The 17,737-nt window shown below is 47.2% G+C and carries 17 protein-coding genes; 8 read left to right on the top strand and 9 right to left on the bottom strand.

Annotated elements, in window-relative coordinates:
- Positions 1–2 precede the first annotated feature (2 nt).
- Together ABJO30_07055 and ABJO30_07050 are read right to left on the bottom strand one after the other, a co-directional pair.
- On the bottom strand, positions 3–947 hold the full coding sequence (locus ABJO30_07055; protein ID MEP3232569.1) for a prephenate/arogenate dehydrogenase family protein: 945 nt from the start codon (positions 945–947) through the stop codon (positions 3–5).
- The gene (locus ABJO30_07050) at positions 947–2,089 is read right to left on the bottom strand and encodes a histidinol-phosphate transaminase (protein ID MEP3232568.1); all 1,143 of its coding nucleotides are present in this window, start codon (positions 2,087–2,089) and stop codon (positions 947–949) included. Before ABJO30_07050 ends, ABJO30_07055 begins: the two co-directional genes overlap by 1 nt.
- Positions 2,090–2,295: 206 nt before the next feature.
- Here ABJO30_07050 and ABJO30_07045 point away from each other — a divergent pair, with 206 nt between their 5' ends.
- Both ABJO30_07045 and metW read left to right on the top strand, forming a co-directional pair.
- Complete coding sequence (locus ABJO30_07045; GenBank protein ID MEP3232567.1) at positions 2,296–3,486, top strand: homoserine O-acetyltransferase; 1,191 nt, start codon at positions 2,296–2,298, stop codon at positions 3,484–3,486.
- Between the two features lie 6 nt (positions 3,487–3,492).
- On the top strand, positions 3,493–4,122 hold the full coding sequence (gene metW / locus ABJO30_07040) for a methionine biosynthesis protein MetW (GenBank protein MEP3232566.1): 630 nt from the start codon (positions 3,493–3,495) through the stop codon (positions 4,120–4,122).
- A gap of 90 nt (positions 4,123–4,212) precedes the next feature.
- Here metW and ABJO30_07035 read toward each other — a convergent pair whose 3' ends face one another.
- Positions 4,213–5,073, bottom strand: a complete 861-nt coding sequence (locus ABJO30_07035) for a metallophosphoesterase family protein (protein MEP3232565.1) — start codon at positions 5,071–5,073, stop codon at positions 4,213–4,215.
- Entirely contained in the window at positions 5,064–5,828 is a 765-nt protein-coding gene (locus ABJO30_07030) for a class I SAM-dependent methyltransferase (protein MEP3232564.1), read from the bottom strand. Before ABJO30_07030 ends, ABJO30_07035 begins: the two co-directional genes overlap by 10 nt.
- 168 nt (positions 5,829–5,996) lie before the next feature.
- On the opposite strand from ABJO30_07030, the gene gloB reads away from it, so the two are divergent.
- A complete protein-coding gene (gene gloB / locus ABJO30_07025; GenBank protein MEP3232563.1) occupies positions 5,997–6,767 on the top strand; it encodes a hydroxyacylglutathione hydrolase in 771 nt (256 codons plus the stop codon).
- Positions 6,767–7,219 (top strand): cupin domain-containing protein, encoded by a 453-nt coding sequence (locus ABJO30_07020; protein ID MEP3232562.1) that lies wholly within the window; start codon positions 6,767–6,769, stop codon positions 7,217–7,219. The genes gloB and ABJO30_07020 overlap by 1 nt, the downstream gene beginning before the upstream one ends.
- 1 nt (position 7,220) lies before the next feature.
- On the opposite strand, the gene ABJO30_07015 is transcribed toward ABJO30_07020, so the two are convergent.
- Positions 7,221–7,637 (bottom strand): response regulator, encoded by a 417-nt coding sequence (locus ABJO30_07015; GenBank protein MEP3232561.1) that lies wholly within the window; start codon positions 7,635–7,637, stop codon positions 7,221–7,223.
- Positions 7,634–9,487: an ATP-binding protein gene (locus tag ABJO30_07010; GenBank protein MEP3232560.1), complete on the bottom strand. Its 1,854-nt coding sequence runs from the start codon at positions 9,485–9,487 to the stop codon at positions 7,634–7,636. The genes ABJO30_07015 and ABJO30_07010 overlap by 4 nt, the downstream gene beginning before the upstream one ends.
- A 314-nt stretch (positions 9,488–9,801) precedes the next feature.
- Between ABJO30_07010 and ABJO30_07005 the strand changes: the two genes are divergently transcribed.
- On the top strand, positions 9,802–10,722 hold the full coding sequence (locus ABJO30_07005) for a response regulator (protein MEP3232559.1): 921 nt from the start codon (positions 9,802–9,804) through the stop codon (positions 10,720–10,722).
- A gap of 44 nt (positions 10,723–10,766) precedes the next feature.
- Here the strand turns inward: ABJO30_07005 and phbB are convergent, their stop codons facing one another.
- Both phbB and ABJO30_06995 read right to left on the bottom strand, forming a co-directional pair.
- Positions 10,767–11,498 (bottom strand): acetoacetyl-CoA reductase, encoded by a 732-nt coding sequence (gene phbB / locus ABJO30_07000; GenBank protein ID MEP3232558.1) that lies wholly within the window; start codon positions 11,496–11,498, stop codon positions 10,767–10,769.
- Between the two features lie 36 nt (positions 11,499–11,534).
- On the bottom strand, positions 11,535–12,713 hold the full coding sequence (locus tag ABJO30_06995; GenBank protein MEP3232557.1) for an acetyl-CoA C-acetyltransferase: 1,179 nt from the start codon (positions 12,711–12,713) through the stop codon (positions 11,535–11,537).
- Between the two features lie 240 nt (positions 12,714–12,953).
- On the opposite strand from ABJO30_06995, the gene phaR reads away from it, so the two are divergent.
- A complete protein-coding gene (phaR, locus tag ABJO30_06990; protein ID MEP3232556.1) occupies positions 12,954–13,532 on the top strand; it encodes a polyhydroxyalkanoate synthesis repressor PhaR in 579 nt (192 codons plus the stop codon).
- A 126-nt stretch (positions 13,533–13,658) separates the two neighbouring features.
- The gene (locus ABJO30_06985) at positions 13,659–13,991 is read left to right on the top strand and encodes a hypothetical protein (protein ID MEP3232555.1); all 333 of its coding nucleotides are present in this window, start codon (positions 13,659–13,661) and stop codon (positions 13,989–13,991) included.
- 10 nt (positions 13,992–14,001) lie between these two features.
- Here the strand turns inward: ABJO30_06985 and ABJO30_06980 are convergent, their stop codons facing one another.
- A complete protein-coding gene (locus tag ABJO30_06980) occupies positions 14,002–15,837 on the bottom strand; it encodes a M3 family oligoendopeptidase (protein ID MEP3232554.1) in 1,836 nt (611 codons plus the stop codon).
- Positions 15,838–16,083: 246 nt separating this feature from the next.
- Here ABJO30_06980 and ABJO30_06975 point away from each other — a divergent pair, with 246 nt between their 5' ends.
- Positions 16,084–17,598, top strand: a complete 1,515-nt coding sequence (locus ABJO30_06975) for a sigma-54 dependent transcriptional regulator (protein ID MEP3232553.1) — start codon at positions 16,084–16,086, stop codon at positions 17,596–17,598.
- The last annotated feature ends 139 nt before the right edge of the window (positions 17,599–17,737 follow it).

Below are 17,737 nucleotides of genomic sequence, written 5' to 3'. Positions count from 1 at the left end.
AGCTAGTCGTCATCACCGTCGCTACGGCCAAAGTTGGCGTTAGCGACATCTTGGCCTGCATCGATGATGGAACGTCTGATTTCGCGGGTGCGAGAGAAGAGTTCAAACAGTTTATCGCCTTCGCCGTATCTAATCATACGTTGTAGGGACGATAGGTCTTCTGAAAACCGCGATAGCATTTCGAGAAGTGCTTCTTTGTTATGAAGACAAACATCGCGCCACATGGTGGGATCTGATGCGGCAATGCGTGTGAAATCACGAAAGCCTGCGGCAGAATATTTGATGACTTCTGATTTTGTCACCTGCTCAAGATCGTCTGCCGTGCCGACAATATTGTAAGCAATAAGGTGTGGCAGGTGCGATGTGGTGGCGAGCACCAAATCATGATGGGTTGGGTTCATACACTCGACGTTTGATCCCAATCCTTCCCAGAACTCGGTTAGTTTTGCAGTTGCCGTTTCATCATCGCCCTTTTGCGGCGTAAGAATGCACCAGCGATCTTCAAACAAGCTTGAAAAACCAGCCGACGGTCCAGAATATTCTGTGCCTGCAATTGGATGGCCCGGAATGAAATGCACAGTATTTGGTAAGTGCGGCGCCATTTGATCGATGACTGCTTGTTTGACCGAACCAACATCACTGACAATCGCACCGTCACTCAGGTGTGGCGCAATGGACTTTGCGACAGCTTGCGACGCGCCAACAGGCACGCAGACGATGACAAGGTCGGCACCTTTTACGGCTTCTGCTGCATCAAGGGTGTATTGATTACCGAGCGAGAGGCTTTGCGCCTCTGCCAACGTTTCTTCGCGCCGTGTGGTGATGCTGATCGTTTCCACCAAATTGGCACGCTTTGCAGCATGGGCAATGGAAGAGCCAATCAACCCGATACCAATCAGGGTGAGCTTTTTAAATAGAGGTTCTGGGCGAGGGGTGATTTTCGGCATTATAAAACTGGTGCTTCGACACCCATAAAGTCTGCAAGATGAGAAACCACGTCGCGGTTTGCTTGTTCAGTGCCAACGGTCATGCGTAGGCCATTAGGAAATCCATAGCCTGTAACACGGCGCAAGATACACCCGCGGTCAAGCAAATAGGCGTCCGCGGCTTCGGCGGATTTTTCACCATTAGGAAAATGCATCAAAACAAAATTACCAACACTTGGCGTCACCTTAATGCCGATTTTTTCCAAGCCGGCAGTTAGCCGCGGCAGCCATTCTTCGTTGTGGGAGACGGCACTGGTCATGAACTCACGATCTTTAATCGCTGCAATACCTGCGCTGATCGCTGCACCGTTTACGTTAAACGGCCCACGAATACGGTTGAGGGCATCCAGCATGTGATCTGGCCCATAGGCCCAACCAAGGCGCAAGAAAGCGAGGCCGTGCACTTTGGAAAAAGTGCGGGTCATAATGACATTCTCGTTGTTTGAAACAAGTTCAATACCCGCTTCATAATCATTGCGGCGCACATATTCTGCATAAGCGGCATCGAGCACCAAAATAACATGAGGCGGCAATCCGGCATGAAGGCGTCTCACTTCATCAAACGGCAAATAGGTGCCTGTTGGATTGTTTGGATTGGCCAAAAAGACAATTTTTGTTTTCTCGCTCAAACAGCTAAGGATCGCGTCGACGTTGGCGCAGGCATCGGTTTCTTTTGCCACAACAGGTAATGCGCCAGCGGCACGAATGGCGATGTCATAAACCAAGAAACCGTGCTCGGTGTGGATTGCTTCATCACCATCAGACAAATAGGCGTATGAAATCAGGCTCAAAATCTCATCTGAGCCTGTGCCACAAATAATTTGGTCGCCATGAAGGCCGTACGTTGAGGCAATCGCTTCGCGCAGCGCGCTTGACGCACCATCTGGGTAGAGTTCAAGGGCGTCGCCCGATTGTTTATAAGCCTCTATAGCTTTTGGACTTGGACCAAACGGTGTCTCATTGGATGAGAGCTTGTGCTGTGTTTCAACACCACCGGAGGCTTTCGTTTTGCCCGGTATATAAGGCGCAATGTCCATTACGCCCGCTCTTGGTTGAGGGCGGGTGGCTTTGGTTGATGTTGAATTATCGGCCTGTGTCGTCATAACGGATTGCTGCACAATTTGTTGTTTGGGCGATTTTGCCATGAAAAAACCATGTCAAAGCGCTTAAATATGGGTTCAAGCCGCTATTCATAATCAAGGACTTGAATAAGCGCAAAAGAAAAGTGCGTCGTTTCAACGTTGAAACTAGACGCAAATGTTGACATAACGGCTCTTCTAACAGCCTGCATTTGCAAACGGAACCATAAATGGGACGCGAAACCCCGCCACCAACGAATGATAACACCGACACGGTGCGTGAACTTGCGCTTCGTGAAGCGCGCACGCCTTCCAGTCAATCTGTCCATATTTCAAGAGGATTGCGGCTTGATTGTGGGGCAATGTTGCCAGAATTGGTGATGGCCTATGAGCAATATGGCGAACTGAATGAAGAGCGCACAAATGCAATCTTGGTGTGTCAGGCGCTAACAGGTGACCAATATGCAGCCTCACAGCATCCAGTAACTGGCAAGCCAGGCTGGTGGCTCACGATGATTGGACCAGGTAAAGCGCTTGATACCGATCGTTACTGCGTGATTTGTCCGAATGTATTGGGGTCATGTCTTGGTTCAACAGGACCGCTGTCGATTAATCCTGATACGGGTCGCGCTTATGGGCTGGACCTGCCTGTGATTACCATTCGTGACATGGTCAATGGGCAAAAGCTTATGATCGAGGAGCTTGGTATTGATACTTTGTTTGCGGTTGTTGGCGGCTCGATGGGCGGCATGCAGGTGCTGCAATGGGCAGCGAGCTATCCTGAGCATGTTTTCGCAGCAGTCCCCATTGCAACAGGCGCACGCCACAGCCCGCAAAATATTGCGTTTCATGAAGTAGGTCGACAAGCGATTATGGCGGACCCAAATTGGTCTGGCGGTAATTATGCTGACCAAGGGCTTGTTCCTTCAAAAGGACTTGGCGTTGCCCGCATGGCTGCGCACATTACTTATTTGTCTGAAGAAGGCTTGCAGCGAAAGTTTGGGCGCAATCTTCAAGACAAAGAAGAGGTTGGCTTTACTTTCGGCACAGACTTCCAAATTGAGAGTTATCTCCAGTACCAAGGCATGGCTTTTGTTGATCGCTTTGACGCGAATTCATATCTCTATGTCACGCGGGCCATGGATTATTTCGACCTAGCGTCAGATTATGATGGTGTGCTTGGTAAGGCATTTATGGGCACGAAGACACGGTTCTGTTTGGTGTCATTCTCATCAGACTGGTTGTTCCCAACCGAAGAAAGCCGTTCTGTCGTTCATGCTTTGAATGCAGCAGGGGCGGGTGTTTCGTTTGTGGAAGTTCAAACCGACAAAGGGCACGATAGCTTCTTGCTTGATATGCCTGAAATGTTTGAAACCGTTGATGGCTTTTTGCAGTCTGCTGCTCGTGCGCGTGGAATATAAGGCTGAATGATGGATCAAGTAACACAACCTATTACTCATGTGCGTCGCTCTGATTTTGATGTCATTGTCGAGCTAATCGACCCAGGCTCACGTGTGCTTGATATTGGCTGCGGCGATGGCACGCTTCTTCGCATGTTAGAGGCACAAAAAAATGTCGATGCGCGCGGCATTGAAATTAGCCATGCGGGTGTTACCCAGTGTCTTGAAAAAGGCTTGTCCGTTATTCAAGGCAATGCAGATTCTGATCTTGATCCCTATCCTGATAAATCTTTTGATTTTGTGATTTTGAGCCAAACCATACAAGCAGTTGAAAGCCCCAAAGCCGTGCTGAAACAATTGGTACGCATCGGCAAAAAGGCTGTGGTGTCATTTCCTAATTTTGGCCATTGGCATATTCGTTGGCAGGTTGGTGTTAATGGCCAGATGCCGATGAGCGAGCATTTGCCCGAAAAATGGTATGAAACGCAGAATATCCATTTTTGCACCATCAGAGATTTTCGCGATCTGTTGGAAGAATTAGATCTGAAAACCGAGGACCATCACGCTCTTCGCTCCGATGGAAAACCGATTGCATTCCGGCACCCTTGGCTTTGGAATATGTTCGCGCGTGAAGCGATCTTCGTGATTTCTGAATAAATTGAAATTCAGCTTTGTGGGAGCTTTCTCCCATTAAGTGGCTGTGATGCATTTCGCCTCTATTTTATAGAGGCGTTTCAATGCAGCCTATCAGGTGTTTGCCAGGGCGTGGTGATTGTAAACAATTGTTTGCTCTTGCAACGCGACGCCCTTTGCGTGCTGTTCAGCCACGGCAAAGGTATCTTGTGACGGATAAATGCCACTTTCGAGCGAAGTGGCATAATCATCCAAACCGTATTTCAACATGGTTTTAATCGCCGTTGTGTGATCATAGGTGAGGCTTTTATGGGAGAAGCGAATGCCTTGATCCGTTGCCTCAACAAGTGAATACCAAACGCGAGGTGTTCCATCATTGGCAGGCACACCCACGACGCCTGCATTATGCCAAATGCCATCACCGACATGTTCTGTAAATGGTAGGCCGCTATGGCCTGAAATGATGATGTCTGCCCCGGTGTTCGCAAGATCGCGCTGTTTGATCGATGGGTCTGTTGATTGGAAAATGAATTCGTTGATCTGTTTATCTGAGCCATGCAGAACATGCACTTTCTTGCCCGCAAAATTAAAGGTCAGACGATGGGGCAGGTTGCCCATCCAGTTTTTATTCTCAGTGCTGGTTTCAATTTTAGAATGGGCATACCAGCGCACAGCAAGCCTTGAGCAATCGTTTTCACCATCAAACCCGCAAGCGCAATCTTCGCGGTCGGCAGCGAGGCTTTCTTCGCAATTTCCTTGCACAACATGAATGCCAGATTGTCTGATCAGTGTGCTGGTTTCTTCTGGGTTTCCGCAATAAGCTGTTACGTCCCCTGTACAAATAATCCGCTCACTTGGAATGCCGAGCATCGCCGCTTCATCTAGGGCCGCGCGAGTTGCTTCGAGGTTGCTGTAAGGGCCTCCAAAAACAAACAAAGGTCCAGATAATTCGCCGAGATCTTTTACTAAGGACATGGATTGCTTTTTCGTGGGGAAGAAGAGGGGCTTGCTTGTGGGGAAGGCATTAGCACAGGCTTGAACGCAGGTCTAAACGCTCGTTGTTTTTTCGCAGGAATACCCTGATACATTTCTTTCGTTGCTTCCATCAAAAAAACACCTGAAAGCCGTGTCCAAAATCGCGCGCCACCGTTTTCCATCCAACGACTTGTTAGAAACGATCGACGTTCAATGGGAGGGGTATGTAAAGCGCTCACCCAACCAACGGGCGAAAACATCGCATCACGCAAAAGGTGGGTTAGTTGCCCGCGGCTAAACGGGCGACCATAGCCGAATGGCGTGTTTTCCATTCTGGCCCATAAGCCAGTTCTGTTAGGCACCACGATCAAGAGGCGTCCACCCGGTGACAAAACTCGCCAAACCTCTGAGAGTAATTCACGTGGGTTGTCGGTCATTTCAAGGGAATGAGTGAGCAAAACACGGTCAACGGCAGCATCTGCTAAGGGCAGCATGTCATCCATCACCAAACTGGTGATCGATGGCTCATCCAAGGGCCAGCGAAAAACGCCTTGTTGGGCTGGCATAAAGGCGATGACCCGTTCTGCACTTTGCATGAAAGGACGCAAGAATGGCGTTGGATAGCCCAAACCCAAAACGCGTTCACCTTTGATCGTTGGCCAAACGTGGTTGATTTGCTCCTGCAATTTCGTGCGCGTTTGGTGCCCGAGTTGCGAGTTGTAGAAATTTCGAAGATCTATCGCGTCAAGATACATTAAGCAGTCGGTTCCAAACTAGGTTTTGACGCGCTTTTGGATGGTGCAGCGCTTGATTCAATATTTGTTGTTTATGAAGCTTTTTGCAAGTGAGTTCTGGGAGTTGACCTTAATGTGTAAAGCACCATACTCATTGTCAAAGTTTATCTAACCAAAGTGAAACGTATTATGGCTTCTCTCGAAATTCATCAATTCCCCTGCCGATCTGACAATTTTGGCGTGCTTATTCATGATGCAGATGCAGGTGTTACAGCATCAATCGATGCGCCTGAAGGGGCAGCCGTTGAGCGCGCACTTGCTGATACAGGTTGGACACTGACGCATATCATTACAACCCACCACCACGGCGACCATGTGGAGGGGAATTTGATGTTGAAGGAGAAATATAAGGTTCACATCATTGGGCCTGAGGCTGAAGCGTCAAAAATTCCCGGTATTGATGAGACGGTGCGTGAAGGGGATAGCTTTAAGTTTGGCTCCTTCTCAGTTGAGGTGATTGAAACACCGGGGCACACGCTTGGTCAGGTCAATTATTTTCTACCTGAGGCGAAGGTTGCTTTTACGGGTGACACGTTATTTGCGCTTGGGTGTGGCCGTATTTTTGAAGGCACGCCAGCACAAATGTGGGGTTCGATGGTGAAGCTCAAGAAATTGCCAGCTGATACGACAATTTATTGCGGCCATGAATATACATTGGCCAATGCTAAATTTGCTTTGACAATAGACCCGAACAATTCGGCACTTGTTGAGCGTGTGGCTGAGATTGAGGCTCTTCGAGCACAAGACAAGCCAACCTTGCCAACAACCATGGCCATTGAACTCGCAACGAACCCATTTTTGCGCCCCGATGATGCAGCAATTAGGGCGCGCCTTGGTATGGCTGATGCCAGTGATGAGGCGGTATTCACTGAAATTCGTCACCGCAAGGATGTGTCTTAATGTTGGGTGTTTCAACGGAAACTCAATCAGCAAAAGACATCATTCGAATATTAGGGCTAAAGCCTCATCCAGAAGGTGGCTACTACACTGAAACCTACCGCGATGAAGCTGGCGGTGAACGCGGGCACTCGACGGCTATCTATTACCTTTTAGAGGTGGATGATTGCTCACAGTGGCACCGTGTTACGGATGCAGTCGAGGTTTGGCATTATTATGCTGGCGCGCCGCTTGCTCTCACCTTATCGAGCGATGGTAAGAGTGCTGAAGCTCATCGTTTGGGACCAAACATTGATTTTGGCGAGCGCCCGCAAGTGGTTGTTCCCGCTAATTGGTGGCAAACAGCTGAAAGCTTAGGCGAGTGGACACTGGTCGGCTGCACTGTGGCCCCAGGTTTTGAGTTTTCAAGTTTTGAAATGGCGTCAAAAGATTGGCGCCCTCAACTTCAACGCTAGCCTAGCGTGGGCGATCTGGTCGAGCACTTTGCGCCCACGTAAACCAAAAGCTATTCAAACTCTCTGCGAGTGATCTATATTCAGCCGGTGACTGCGGCTTAACGATATAGGCATTTGCGCCCATTTTTTGGCTGTTTATAATATCGTCTCTAGCATCCGACCCTGAACAAACCAAAGTGGGTATGGTGGCATAGGTCGAATTGCTGCGTATTTCGAGCAGAACGTCAAAACCGTGAATACCAGGCATAACCAGATCAAGTATGATTAGATCGGGTGTTTGATCATTTAATAGTTGGAGCGCTCTTTGTCCGTCTGATGCTCTTGTAATTTCGATTTCTGAATTGGACCTTACTAACGCCCTTTGTAAAAAGTCGGCATCTATATCGTCATCATCGACAAGTAAAATACGAATACTCATGCTTCTAAAATTTCATCATTTGGGATTACTTTTGGTAAGCTGAAATGGATGCTGGTTCCTTCTGAATAATCTGTATCAACCCAAATTTTGCCGCCGTGTGCCTGAATAATGCGCTGGCAAATTGCAAGCCCGACGCCGTCACCTTTTTGATGTAACCCACCAGGTAGCCGTTGGAACATGCGAAAGACATTTGTTGCTTGATTTGGAGGAATACCAATACCATTGTCGGACAGTTGGAAGTAAATGATCGCTACGTCTTCACGATAGCTCAGATTAAGGAGAGGGGGCGTGTTTGATCGATATTTGATTGAATTTTCAACGAGATTGGTGAAGAGCTGAATGATTAGGCTTTCATCTCCTTTCACTGAAGGTAAATCACCAACAGGAAAGAGGGTGCCTGAAAGATCAAGTTTATCTTTGAGCTCGGCTTTGACTGTTTTGATCGTTTTGCTGATTGAAACAGTCTTAAAAATCAAGCTGTGGCGTCCCACACTTGCAAATTCGGTGAGGGCTCGCACCATGTGTTGCGCTTGTTGCGCGCTACTTAGGATTTTATGAGCTGCTTCTGCTGTTTTTTCAGGGTTGTCGATGTCTTCCAATAGTAGTTCGGCAAATAAATTCATGTGTCGCAGGGGCCTTTTGAGGTCATGAGCAACGATAGAATTGAATTGGTTTAGGAGGTCATTTGATTGGCGCAATTCAGAATTGGTCTTTTGAAGCTGAATTTCGGTCGATTTGATTTTATTGATTGAGATGAAAGAGATGGTTACGGCATCGTTGCCCGTTGGCACGGCAGAAACTCGATGCCATCCGTGAAAATTAGTCTCCTGCAAATAAGTTTCAAAAACAATCGGTTCACCTGTTTTTACAACTTGCTTATATTTCTCGAAAATTCCTTGCTCTATTCGCTGTGGGAAATCCTCACGGATTGTTTTGCCAATGAGAGATTCTGTAGATTTACCCAGAATTCTCTCAACAGTCAGATTAGCCGCAACAAACTGAAAATCGAAGATCTCCCCTGTCGCGTCATAAATTGCCTGCATACTCAAAATGCCGGTTTCAGATGAATCAAAGATAGCTTGGTTTAAATCAGAAAGTTTCTTAACTTCTTCTTCTTGCTGCTTTTTCTCCGTAACATCCATGCCGATTGCAATGAATACTTCTTCTGTCCTTATGAAGTCTCGTTCAAGACGTATGTCGACTGGATAGAGTTCTCCATTTTTTCGTTCGTGAAGCGCATCATATAGCACCTGTGTTTCCTTGCCTGAACGAAGCTTTTTTAAAAGTGGCGCGAATTCTTTTAATGTCATATCGCCCTTTATATCGAGGGGGGTCTTCTGCAACAATTCATCATGGTTATATCCAAGATTATTGAGCGCGCGTTGATTGGCGTATTTAAATTTCAATGTCGCCCCGTCGATAACGTAAAACTCATTGCTTGACCGTTCAATCATACTGCCCAAATGAGCTGTTCGGTCTTCTGCGTCATGCAGGCGTTTCGATGTTTTCGTATGTTCAACTGTTTGAGCGCGTAAATTACTGTTTTCAAGCGTTGCGAGACAAATCCGTCCAAGGTTCGCGAGCTTTTCTTCATCAGCTTTTGAGAATTTTCTCGGCTTGGAATCGATTAAGCACAATGCGCCGAGTTTCAGGCCATTTTGGGAGGTCAGTGGGTAGCCAGCGTAAAATACAATTTTTGTCGAGCCAAAAGATTGCGGATTGTCTTTATGCGCCGGGTCTTTGGTTGCGTCTTCAACAACATATATGTCGCTGTCGATGTCCGCATGCGAACAAAATGAATGTTTGGTTGGTTGTTTTGATAAGTCGATGCCATTGAGCGATTTAAACATCGGTTGATACTTGCCCACTATCGAGACAAAGCTCAAAGGAATATCAAATATTGAACAAGCAAGCGTCGTGAGGTGATCGAGCGTGGGGTCTTGGCCTGTATCTACCCAACCGAGGTTCTGACATTCCCTTTCATTAGGAACATGTTCCGTGTTACGGTTCATAATCGCACACCTTTTTGCCGATTTATGTAAGAATTTGCACGAAATTTGGGATAATTCGCACATTTTTTTATCGTACTTTATCTTAGGCCTATATTGTATTGCAATTGGTGATAATGCGGCTATTTATATGAGTCATGCAAGAGGACCGATACATGTTGAAAGACACTGATTCGCGCAAACTCAATGTGCTGATACTGGATGATGATAAGACAGATGTACATCTGTTGGAGCGTCAACTTGCAAAAATTGAAAATTACGAATTCAATACTTTTTCTGCCAAAAATGGTGACGAAGCTATCGCGATTTGCGGTTATGAAGACGTGGATATGGTGTTTTCGGATTTCGCGTTGGCCGAAGGCAGTAGTGTGGATTTTTTAAAAAACCTGCGCCAACTTAAAGCATCAGTGCCGATTATTCTTTTTTCAGGCATGCCCGGTCGATCTGTTCGTCGTTTAGGGTTTCCCGCTGGGGCTAAAGCTTTTCTGTCAAAAGATGATCTTTCACCAACCTCGATTGAGACTGCGATAGATACAGCCGAACACGCATTGCTGATTGAGCAACAGCTCAGCCAACTTGTGCTCCGTGTGGAAACAGCCTCTGTTGTTCGTGAAGATCGATTTTTTGATCTGTGTGCGGTCGTGAATGAATTTGTGAATACACTCGATAGTGATGTGAACAATGTGCCAGTTTCATTACGCCAAGACATGAACGATTTGAAAGAGTTGATTGGCGATTATACGGAACCAACTAACGAAGCTTCGCCAAGTATTTCTTCCGCGTCCTTTCAAGGAGCTCAGATGGAAGAGCAGGCATTGGTTCGCGTGTTCCAGAACATGAGCCAATATTTTTTCTTCGATGATGAAGATGAGGAACCTTTAATCTCGATGCGGCGTGAGAAAGATTTGCTGATTATTGATGTCGCATTGCCAGATAATATAACCGCTTCATCCCATGTTGAAGGGGTGAATACGCTCTCTGATACAGCCCAAAAACTAGGTGGGCATCTGGATATAAAGAAGGATTTGTCTGGGACAATTTTTACAATTGAATTGCCGGCTCAAAACGCTGAGTAAGCTGGTTTTAAGCCGGCATTGTTCGTCAATTTGATGTTTGATTTCTAGCCATTAGCGAAATATTGGCCGCCATTTGCCGTTAGTACAGAGCCGGTAATAAATCCAGAATCATCAGACGCAAGAAATACCACGCAGCGTGCAATTTCTTCTGGTTCACCCAAACGGCCTACTGGAATATGCGGAAGAATTTTCTCATTCAACACTTTTTCTGGGATAGCGCGCACCATCTCCGTGCCGATGTAGCCAGGGCAAATCACGTTTGCAGTAATGCCTTTAGACGCGCCTTCTTGTGCGAGTGATTTCGTCAAGCCAATGTCGCCTGCTTTAGACGCTGCATAGTTTGCTTGTCCAGCTTGTCCTTTTTGGCCATTGATTGATGAAATGGTGATCACACGACCAAAACCGCGCTCTCTCATGCCAGGCCAAATCGGGTGGGTCATGTTGAACACACCATTGAGGTTGGTTGAGATCACTTCTTGCCATTGTTCTGGCGTCATGCGGTGGAACATTGAATCGCGCGTGATGCCAGCATTGTTGACGAGAACGTCGATTGGGCCGAGGTCAGCTTCGACACTTGCAATGCCTTCTTTACAGGCGTCATAGGATCCTACATCCCATTTGTATGTCTTGATGCCTGTTTCAGCGGTAAAGGCCGCAGCTTTTTCGTCATTGCCAGCGTAGCTCGCTGCCACTGAATAACCAGCTTCTTTCAACGCAACCGCAATGGCTGCGCCGATTCCACGAGATCCGCCGGTTACTAACGCTACTTTTGTCATTATGAAATCCTTGAATTTTGAAGGTTTTTTTGAAAATTATCTTTCAACAGTCAGCGCAACACCCATGCCGCCGCCAATGCACAAGGTCGCAAGACCTTTCTTAGCGTCGCGACGCTGCATTTCGTGGAGTAGGGTAACGAGAACACGACAACCTGAGGCACCAATTGGGTGGCCAATCGCGATCGCACCGCCATTTACATTGACTTTATCTGTATCCCAACCAAGGCCTTTATTGACGGCACATGCTTGAGCTGCAAAGGCTTCGTTTGCCTCAATAAGATCAAGATCGTCGACAGACCATCCTGCTTTATCAAGGGCTTTCTTAGAGGCAGGAATTGGACCTGTGCCCATAACGCTTGGATCAACACCAGCTGTTGACCACGATGCAATGCGTGCCAATGGAGTGAGGCCGCGTTTTTCTGCTTCTGCTGCTGTCATAAGAACGACGGCGGCAGCGCCATCATTAAGGCCAGATGCGTTGCCCGCTGTGACTGTGCCTTCTTTATCAAAGGCAGGGCGCAGCTTTTGCATGTTATCGATTGTTGCGCCTAGACGGATATATTCGTCGGCATCAACAATGGTTTCACCTTTGCGGGTTTTGACCACAAAAGGAATAATCTCATCTTTAAAGCGGCCTGCAACTTGCGCTGCTTCTGCTTTGTTTTGTGAAGCAAGAGCAAATTCATCTTGTTGGTCACGGGTGATTTGGAATTCCTTGGCAACGTTTTCAGCCGTTGTGCCCATATGATAGCCATTAAAAGCATCCCAAAGGCCATCTTTGATCATGCTGTCGATCATTTTGTAATCGCCCATTTTTACGCCAGCACGAAGGTGTTGAACGTGAGGGGAGAGCGACATATTTTCTTGGCCGCCAGCAATCACAACATTTGCATCGCCGTTTGCGATTTGCTGCATACCAAGTGCCACTGCACGAAGGCCTGACCCACAAACTTGATTGAGGCCCCATGCGCTTGCTTCAATGGGAACGCCTGCATTGATAGATGCTTGGCGGGCAGGGTTTTGGCCTTGGCCTGCTGTTAGCACTTGTCCCAAGATTACTTCATCGACATCAGCGGCTTCGACTTTTGCGTTTTCAAGAACGCCTTTGATAACAGCTGATCCTAGGTCGTGGGCAGGGGTCGCCGCAAAAGATCCACTGAATGAACCAACAGCCGTACGGCCTGCGCTAACAATAACTATGTCGTTTGAACTCATGGGAGACCTCTCTCAGGGTGTATATTTAATCGACTAAAAATAAATTGCTGCAGTGCAGCATTTTTGGACACATACTATAGTTAACGTTAAAAAGTAAACGTTGGAAATGGTTTAGTGGCAATTTTTGCAAAAAAACATTTGTGATCAAGATGAATTCATCAAGAATCGCGCTTATCTCATTGTGCTCTGCGACAACACAGTTATGGTAGATATGAGATACAGTTGTGGTTGGAGAGTAACGTGGCAAAATCAGAAGATAGCATCGTCATCAAGAAATATGCGAACCGGCGATTATACAACACTGGTACAAGCACTTATGTAACACTCGAAGACCTCGCCGTGATGGTGAAGGCTGAGGATGATTTTGTCGTAATTGACGCCAAAAGTGGCGACGATATTACGCGCTCTGTGCTGACACAAATTATCTTTGAACAAGAAGCAAAAGGCCAAACGCTTTTGCCGGTGGCTTTTCTTCGTAACCTCATCCAATTTTACGGGGACAGCGTACAGTCGATTGTTCCAAGCTATCTTGAGCATTCAATGGACTCCTTTCGCGAACAGCGCGAGAGTTTCCAAGAACAAATGGGCGCAGGTTTTGATCCCTCGAATGCTGTGGACATGATGGCCGAGCAAACCCGCAAGAACACAGAGATTTTTCAAAACGCGATGCGTATGTTTATGCCATTTGCTTCAGGTGCGGCTGATGAGGCGACACCACCAAGCGGTTCTGAAGAACCAAAAGATTCAGATGAGTTAGAAGCGATGAAGGCACAACTTGCTGAAATGCAGGCGACAATTAAGTCGATGTCTGAGAAGTAATTTACGAGGGACTGACACATAATTGATCGGGCCGCCCTTAATTGGCCCACCCTTTGCTACTACCTAAGTGGGACGCTGCGAAACTGGGGATTTTGTTTCGCTTTGACGCAAAGGTAGCTTTGAACGATGAGAATTGTATCAAAACGGCACAACCATTATGAAACGAAACAGGTTCAATCTGTTGAGTTCATCAAAAATGCAGCGAATGATGATGGTTCTTTTGAAGAGCGCCAACAACGCGCCACATCCCACAAGCCTGCCAATTATTTTGCCGGCACCAATAATTTCGCCGGACAAAGCGCTATCCTTGCCCAAATCATCGTCTCTCGTGAAGATGACAATGTGATCAACGGTCTTAATGCTGCCCAAACACTTGCTGCAAATGCAGGATATGGCGAGGCCTTAGATCGCAAACAAGTGCGTATGGAAACCGGCAGTTTTCTAGCTGATGCGGCTTAGGGCTTGCACCCTAAGTGTCCATTGCTTCCAACTGATCAATAAAGCCTTCAATCAAAGACAGACCTTTTTGCCAAAAAGCGGGATCTGCAGCATTAAGGCCGAAGGGGGCGAGTAGGTCTGAATGGTGTTTCGTGCCGCCCGCTTTTAGAAGGTCGAAATACTTTTCTTGAAAACCCTCTTCCGCACCTTCGTAAACGGCATAAAGTGAGTTTACGAGGCAATCACCGAATGCATAGGCATAGACGTAAAACGGTGAGTGGATGAAGTGCGGAATATAAGTCCAGAACGTTTCGTATCCTTCGCCGCAAACAATGGCTGGGCCCAAGCTTTCTTTTTGAACACCCATCCAAATGTCACCGATTTGCTCTGATGTTAGTTCGCCTTCGCGGCGGGCTATGTGGATGCGTCGCTCAAAGGTGTAAAACGCAATTTGGCGTACCACCGTGTTGAGCATGTCCTCGACCTTTGAGGCGAGCATGATTTTGCGCTCTTGCTTGTCTTCGATTTTATCCAAAATTGAGCGGAAGGTGAGCATCTCGCCGAAAACACTGGCTGTCTCTGCAAGTGTTAAGGGGGTCGGTGCCATCAAAGCACCTTGTGGGCCTGCAAGTACTTGGTGCACGCCGTGGCCGAGTTCATGGGCAAGCGTCATCACATCACGAATTTTGCCTTGATAATTCATCAAAACATAAGGGTGAGCGCTTGGTACTGTTGGGTGTGAGAAAGCGCCGGGCGCTTTGCCTTCACGCACGGGTGCATCAATCCAGCCCTTGTTGAAAAAGTCCGCCGCAATGTCGCGCATCTCTGGAGAGAACGCGCCATAGGCTGACAGGATGGTTTCCTGTGCACTTTCCCATGAGATCGGTTTGGTGTCTTTGCGCGGTAGCGGCGCGTTGCGGTCCCAATGGTTCAAGGTCTCTTGGCCGAGCCATTTTGCTTTGAGTTTGTAATAACGGTGAGAAAGGCGCGGATAGGCATCGCTCACGGCTTTTTCCAACGCATCAACAACATCCCGTTCTACACGGTTTGCAAGGTGGCGACTGTCTGCAACATCTTCATAGCCACGCCAGCGATCTGAAATCTCTTTGTCTTTTGCAAGCGTGTTGGTGATCAGCGTGAAGAGCCGCAGGTTTTCGCCAAACACTTTCGCAAGTGCATCAGAGGCTTGCTTGCGCGTGGCACTATCATCACTCACCAAAAGATTGAGCGTTTGTTCAATCGCGAGCGTTTTGCCATCAACGTCAAAACGCAGACCGGCCATTGTTTCATCAAACAATCGATTAAAAGCGCCGCGACCTGTGACAGATTTTTCGTGGAATAATTCTTCGGTTTTCTCATCCAATTGATAAGGCTTATCAAGGCGCAAATCTTCAAACCACGGGCGATAGTAGGCAAGTCCTTCATGGGAAAGGGCTGCCTCAATTGCTTCATCTTCGATGGTGTTTAGTTCAAGGCCGAAAAACAAAAGATTTGAGCTAATCGCTGTAATCTGCTCATTCATGTCGCCGTAGAATTTGGCGCGAACAGGATCAGTGGTGTTACTTGCATAAGAAAGACCCGCAAATGAACCAATGCGGCCAAGGCGGTCTTGCATGGCTTCGAATTGTTTGATCGCGGTGAAGAGAGCGTCAGGAGAATTCTTGGCAAACTCTTCAAGCTTTCCGCGATAGGCGCTTGCAAATTCTTCAGCCTCTTTATTCGATAATTCCAAATCCCTTTTTAACTCAGGGCTGTCGATTGCAGGATAAAGATCCGTGAGGTCCCATTCTGGCAAATTACCCAAATTGATGTCTTGTGAGGCAGCTGCGTCTTGAGCGTGGGTCGGAAGGGGCTGGGAAAAAAGCACTTCAATGTCTCCTAAATACGTATAGCTGAATCAATAAGGAGCTTGCTTAGAAACACAAGTGACAAATTAACAATTGTCTTTCCCTATGCCTCAAATCAGGGCGGTCTGAATGTGAAAAAAATCCGTTTGTGCCGAAATGAAGCGTAAATATTAATCGGGCGTTAACCGATTCTCCCTCATTTTAAAGAGGAACTGTTAGGAGCCATTATGCTCCTTCTTGGAATTTGGACTAAGGTTTAGCGTTTTATGAAAACGAAAATTCTGATCGTTGATGATGATCCGGTACAACTACGTTTGCTCGATGGTGTTTTAACAAAGTTTGGATGTGACGTGATCTCCGCAAGTGGCGGGGAAGAAGCGTTGTCTATGCTTGAAGAACATGATGTGGATGTGGTGGTGCTTGACCTTGTCATGCCGGACCTTGATGGCATGGCCGTTTTGGAGCGTATGCGCAAAACTGGCAGCCTTGTCCCTGTCATCGTGCAAACCTCGCAAGGTGGTATTGATACGGTGGTGAGCGCCATGCGAGCGGGTGCCCATGATTTTGTGGTCAAACCGTTTTCGCCTGAACGTCTTAATGTCTCCATCCAAAATGCCCTGAAGATCAACACGTTAGAAACTGAGTTGCAACGTGCTAAGCGTACGGTTTCTGGTCAGTTGACCTTTAAAGATATGATCACCTCCAGCCCGCGTATGCATCGGGTGATTGACCTTGGAGAACGTGCGGCGGCTTCCAATATTCCGATCCTGCTGGAAGGTGAATCTGGCGTCGGTAAAGAGATGATGGCGCGGGCGATCCAAGGGTCATCCAACCGTCAAACCAAACCATTTGTCACAGTCAACTGTGGTGCCATTCCTGAAAATTTGGTTGAGTCCATTCTTTTTGGCCATGAAAAAGGGGCGTTTACGGGGGCTGTTGAAAAGCAGATCGGTAAATTTCAAGAAGCGGATGGCGGTACTCTATTCCTTGATGAAGTCGGAGAATTGCCACTTGATGTTCAGGTGAAGTTGCTGCGTGCTTTGCAAGAAGGTGAAGTTGATCCTGTTGGTGCGAGAGCGCCAGTGAAGGTTGATATTCGGATTATTTCAGCCACCAATCGCAGTCTGCTTGATATGGTGAAAGAAGGCGCTTTCCGCGAAGATCTATATTATCGCTTGAACGTGTTTCCAATCACCATTCCACCTTTACGTGAGCATACCGAAGATATTCCAGAACTTGCTCGCCATTTCACCACAAGGTTTGCGGTGGAAGAAGGTCGGCGGCATATTCGTGGCTTGACGAAACATGCGATTGAAATGTTGATGGCTTATTCTTGGCCTGGCAATATTAGACAATTGGAAAATGCCGTTTTTCGCGCTGTGGTGCTATGTGATAGTGCAGAGCTAACACCCGCAGAATTTCCGCAAATTGCGACCGTTGTTGATGGCAATGCAGATCGAGCCATGCCGCCAGCATTGCCGACAATGCCACAACCCTCATTGATGTCTGACTTACATGTTCTTGATGATCCAAACATGATCGGAGGGCATGAAGGTCTTTTTAGCAGCGTTGAAGACGAGCAAGATGCTGCGATGCATTTGATGGATGTGACCGATAATGTGCGTCCACTTGATGAGTTGGAAGCTGAAATTATTGAGACAGCGGTCAGACACTATGGCGGGCAAATGTCTGAAGTCGCGCGCAGACTTGGAATTGGGCGTTCAACGCTCTATCGCAAAATCAAGGAATACGACATCGATGTAGAAGTGAGTGCGGCTTAAGTTTGCAGTATTGGTGGGATTTAGTCCGAAAACTGTGAATCTTTTGAAATACAACACGGAAACTGAAGCATAAAAACCACAATAGGCTACAAAGAAACGAATCACATGGATTTGTATTGCTTATCACGTAGATATTTGG

It is taken from the genome of Hyphomicrobiales bacterium, from assembly GCA_039973685.1.
Lineage (GTDB): Bacteria > Pseudomonadota > Alphaproteobacteria > Rhizobiales > JACESI01 > JACESI01.
Note: the sequence above shows the minus strand (reverse complement) of the source record. Positions and strands in the feature narration are given on the sequence as shown.

What these genes read in the sequence shown, in the direction of transcription:
- ABJO30_07055 (MEP3232569.1), bottom strand. Translation starts at nt 947, where the DNA reads ATGCCGAAAATCACCCCTCGCCCAGAACCTCTATTTAAAAAGCTCACC.
- ABJO30_07050 (MEP3232568.1), bottom strand. Translation starts at nt 2,089, where the DNA reads ATGACGACACAGGCCGATAATTCAACATCAACCAAAGCCACCCGCCCT.
- ABJO30_07045 (MEP3232567.1), top strand. Translation starts at nt 2,296, where the DNA reads ATGGGACGCGAAACCCCGCCACCAACGAATGATAACACCGACACGGTG.
- metW (MEP3232566.1), top strand. Translation starts at nt 3,493, where the DNA reads ATGATGGATCAAGTAACACAACCTATTACTCATGTGCGTCGCTCTGAT.
- ABJO30_07035 (MEP3232565.1), bottom strand. Translation starts at nt 5,073, where the DNA reads ATGTCCTTAGTAAAAGATCTCGGCGAATTATCTGGACCTTTGTTTGTT.
- ABJO30_07030 (MEP3232564.1), bottom strand. Translation starts at nt 5,828, where the DNA reads ATGTATCTTGACGCGATAGATCTTCGAAATTTCTACAACTCGCAACTC.
- gloB (MEP3232563.1), top strand. Translation starts at nt 5,997, where the DNA reads ATGGCTTCTCTCGAAATTCATCAATTCCCCTGCCGATCTGACAATTTT.
- ABJO30_07020 (MEP3232562.1), top strand. Translation starts at nt 6,767, where the DNA reads ATGTTGGGTGTTTCAACGGAAACTCAATCAGCAAAAGACATCATTCGA.
- ABJO30_07015 (MEP3232561.1), bottom strand. Translation starts at nt 7,637, where the DNA reads ATGAGTATTCGTATTTTACTTGTCGATGATGACGATATAGATGCCGAC.
- ABJO30_07010 (MEP3232560.1), bottom strand. Translation starts at nt 9,487, where the DNA reads ATGTTTAAATCGCTCAATGGCATCGACTTATCAAAACAACCAACCAAA.
- ABJO30_07005 (MEP3232559.1), top strand. Translation starts at nt 9,802, where the DNA reads ATGTTGAAAGACACTGATTCGCGCAAACTCAATGTGCTGATACTGGAT.
- phbB (MEP3232558.1), bottom strand. Translation starts at nt 11,498, where the DNA reads ATGACAAAAGTAGCGTTAGTAACCGGCGGATCTCGTGGAATCGGCGCA.
- ABJO30_06995 (MEP3232557.1), bottom strand. Translation starts at nt 12,713, where the DNA reads ATGAGTTCAAACGACATAGTTATTGTTAGCGCAGGCCGTACGGCTGTT.
- ABJO30_06985 (MEP3232555.1), top strand. Translation starts at nt 13,659, where the DNA reads ATGAGAATTGTATCAAAACGGCACAACCATTATGAAACGAAACAGGTT.
- ABJO30_06975 (MEP3232553.1), top strand. Translation starts at nt 16,084, where the DNA reads ATGAAAACGAAAATTCTGATCGTTGATGATGATCCGGTACAACTACGT.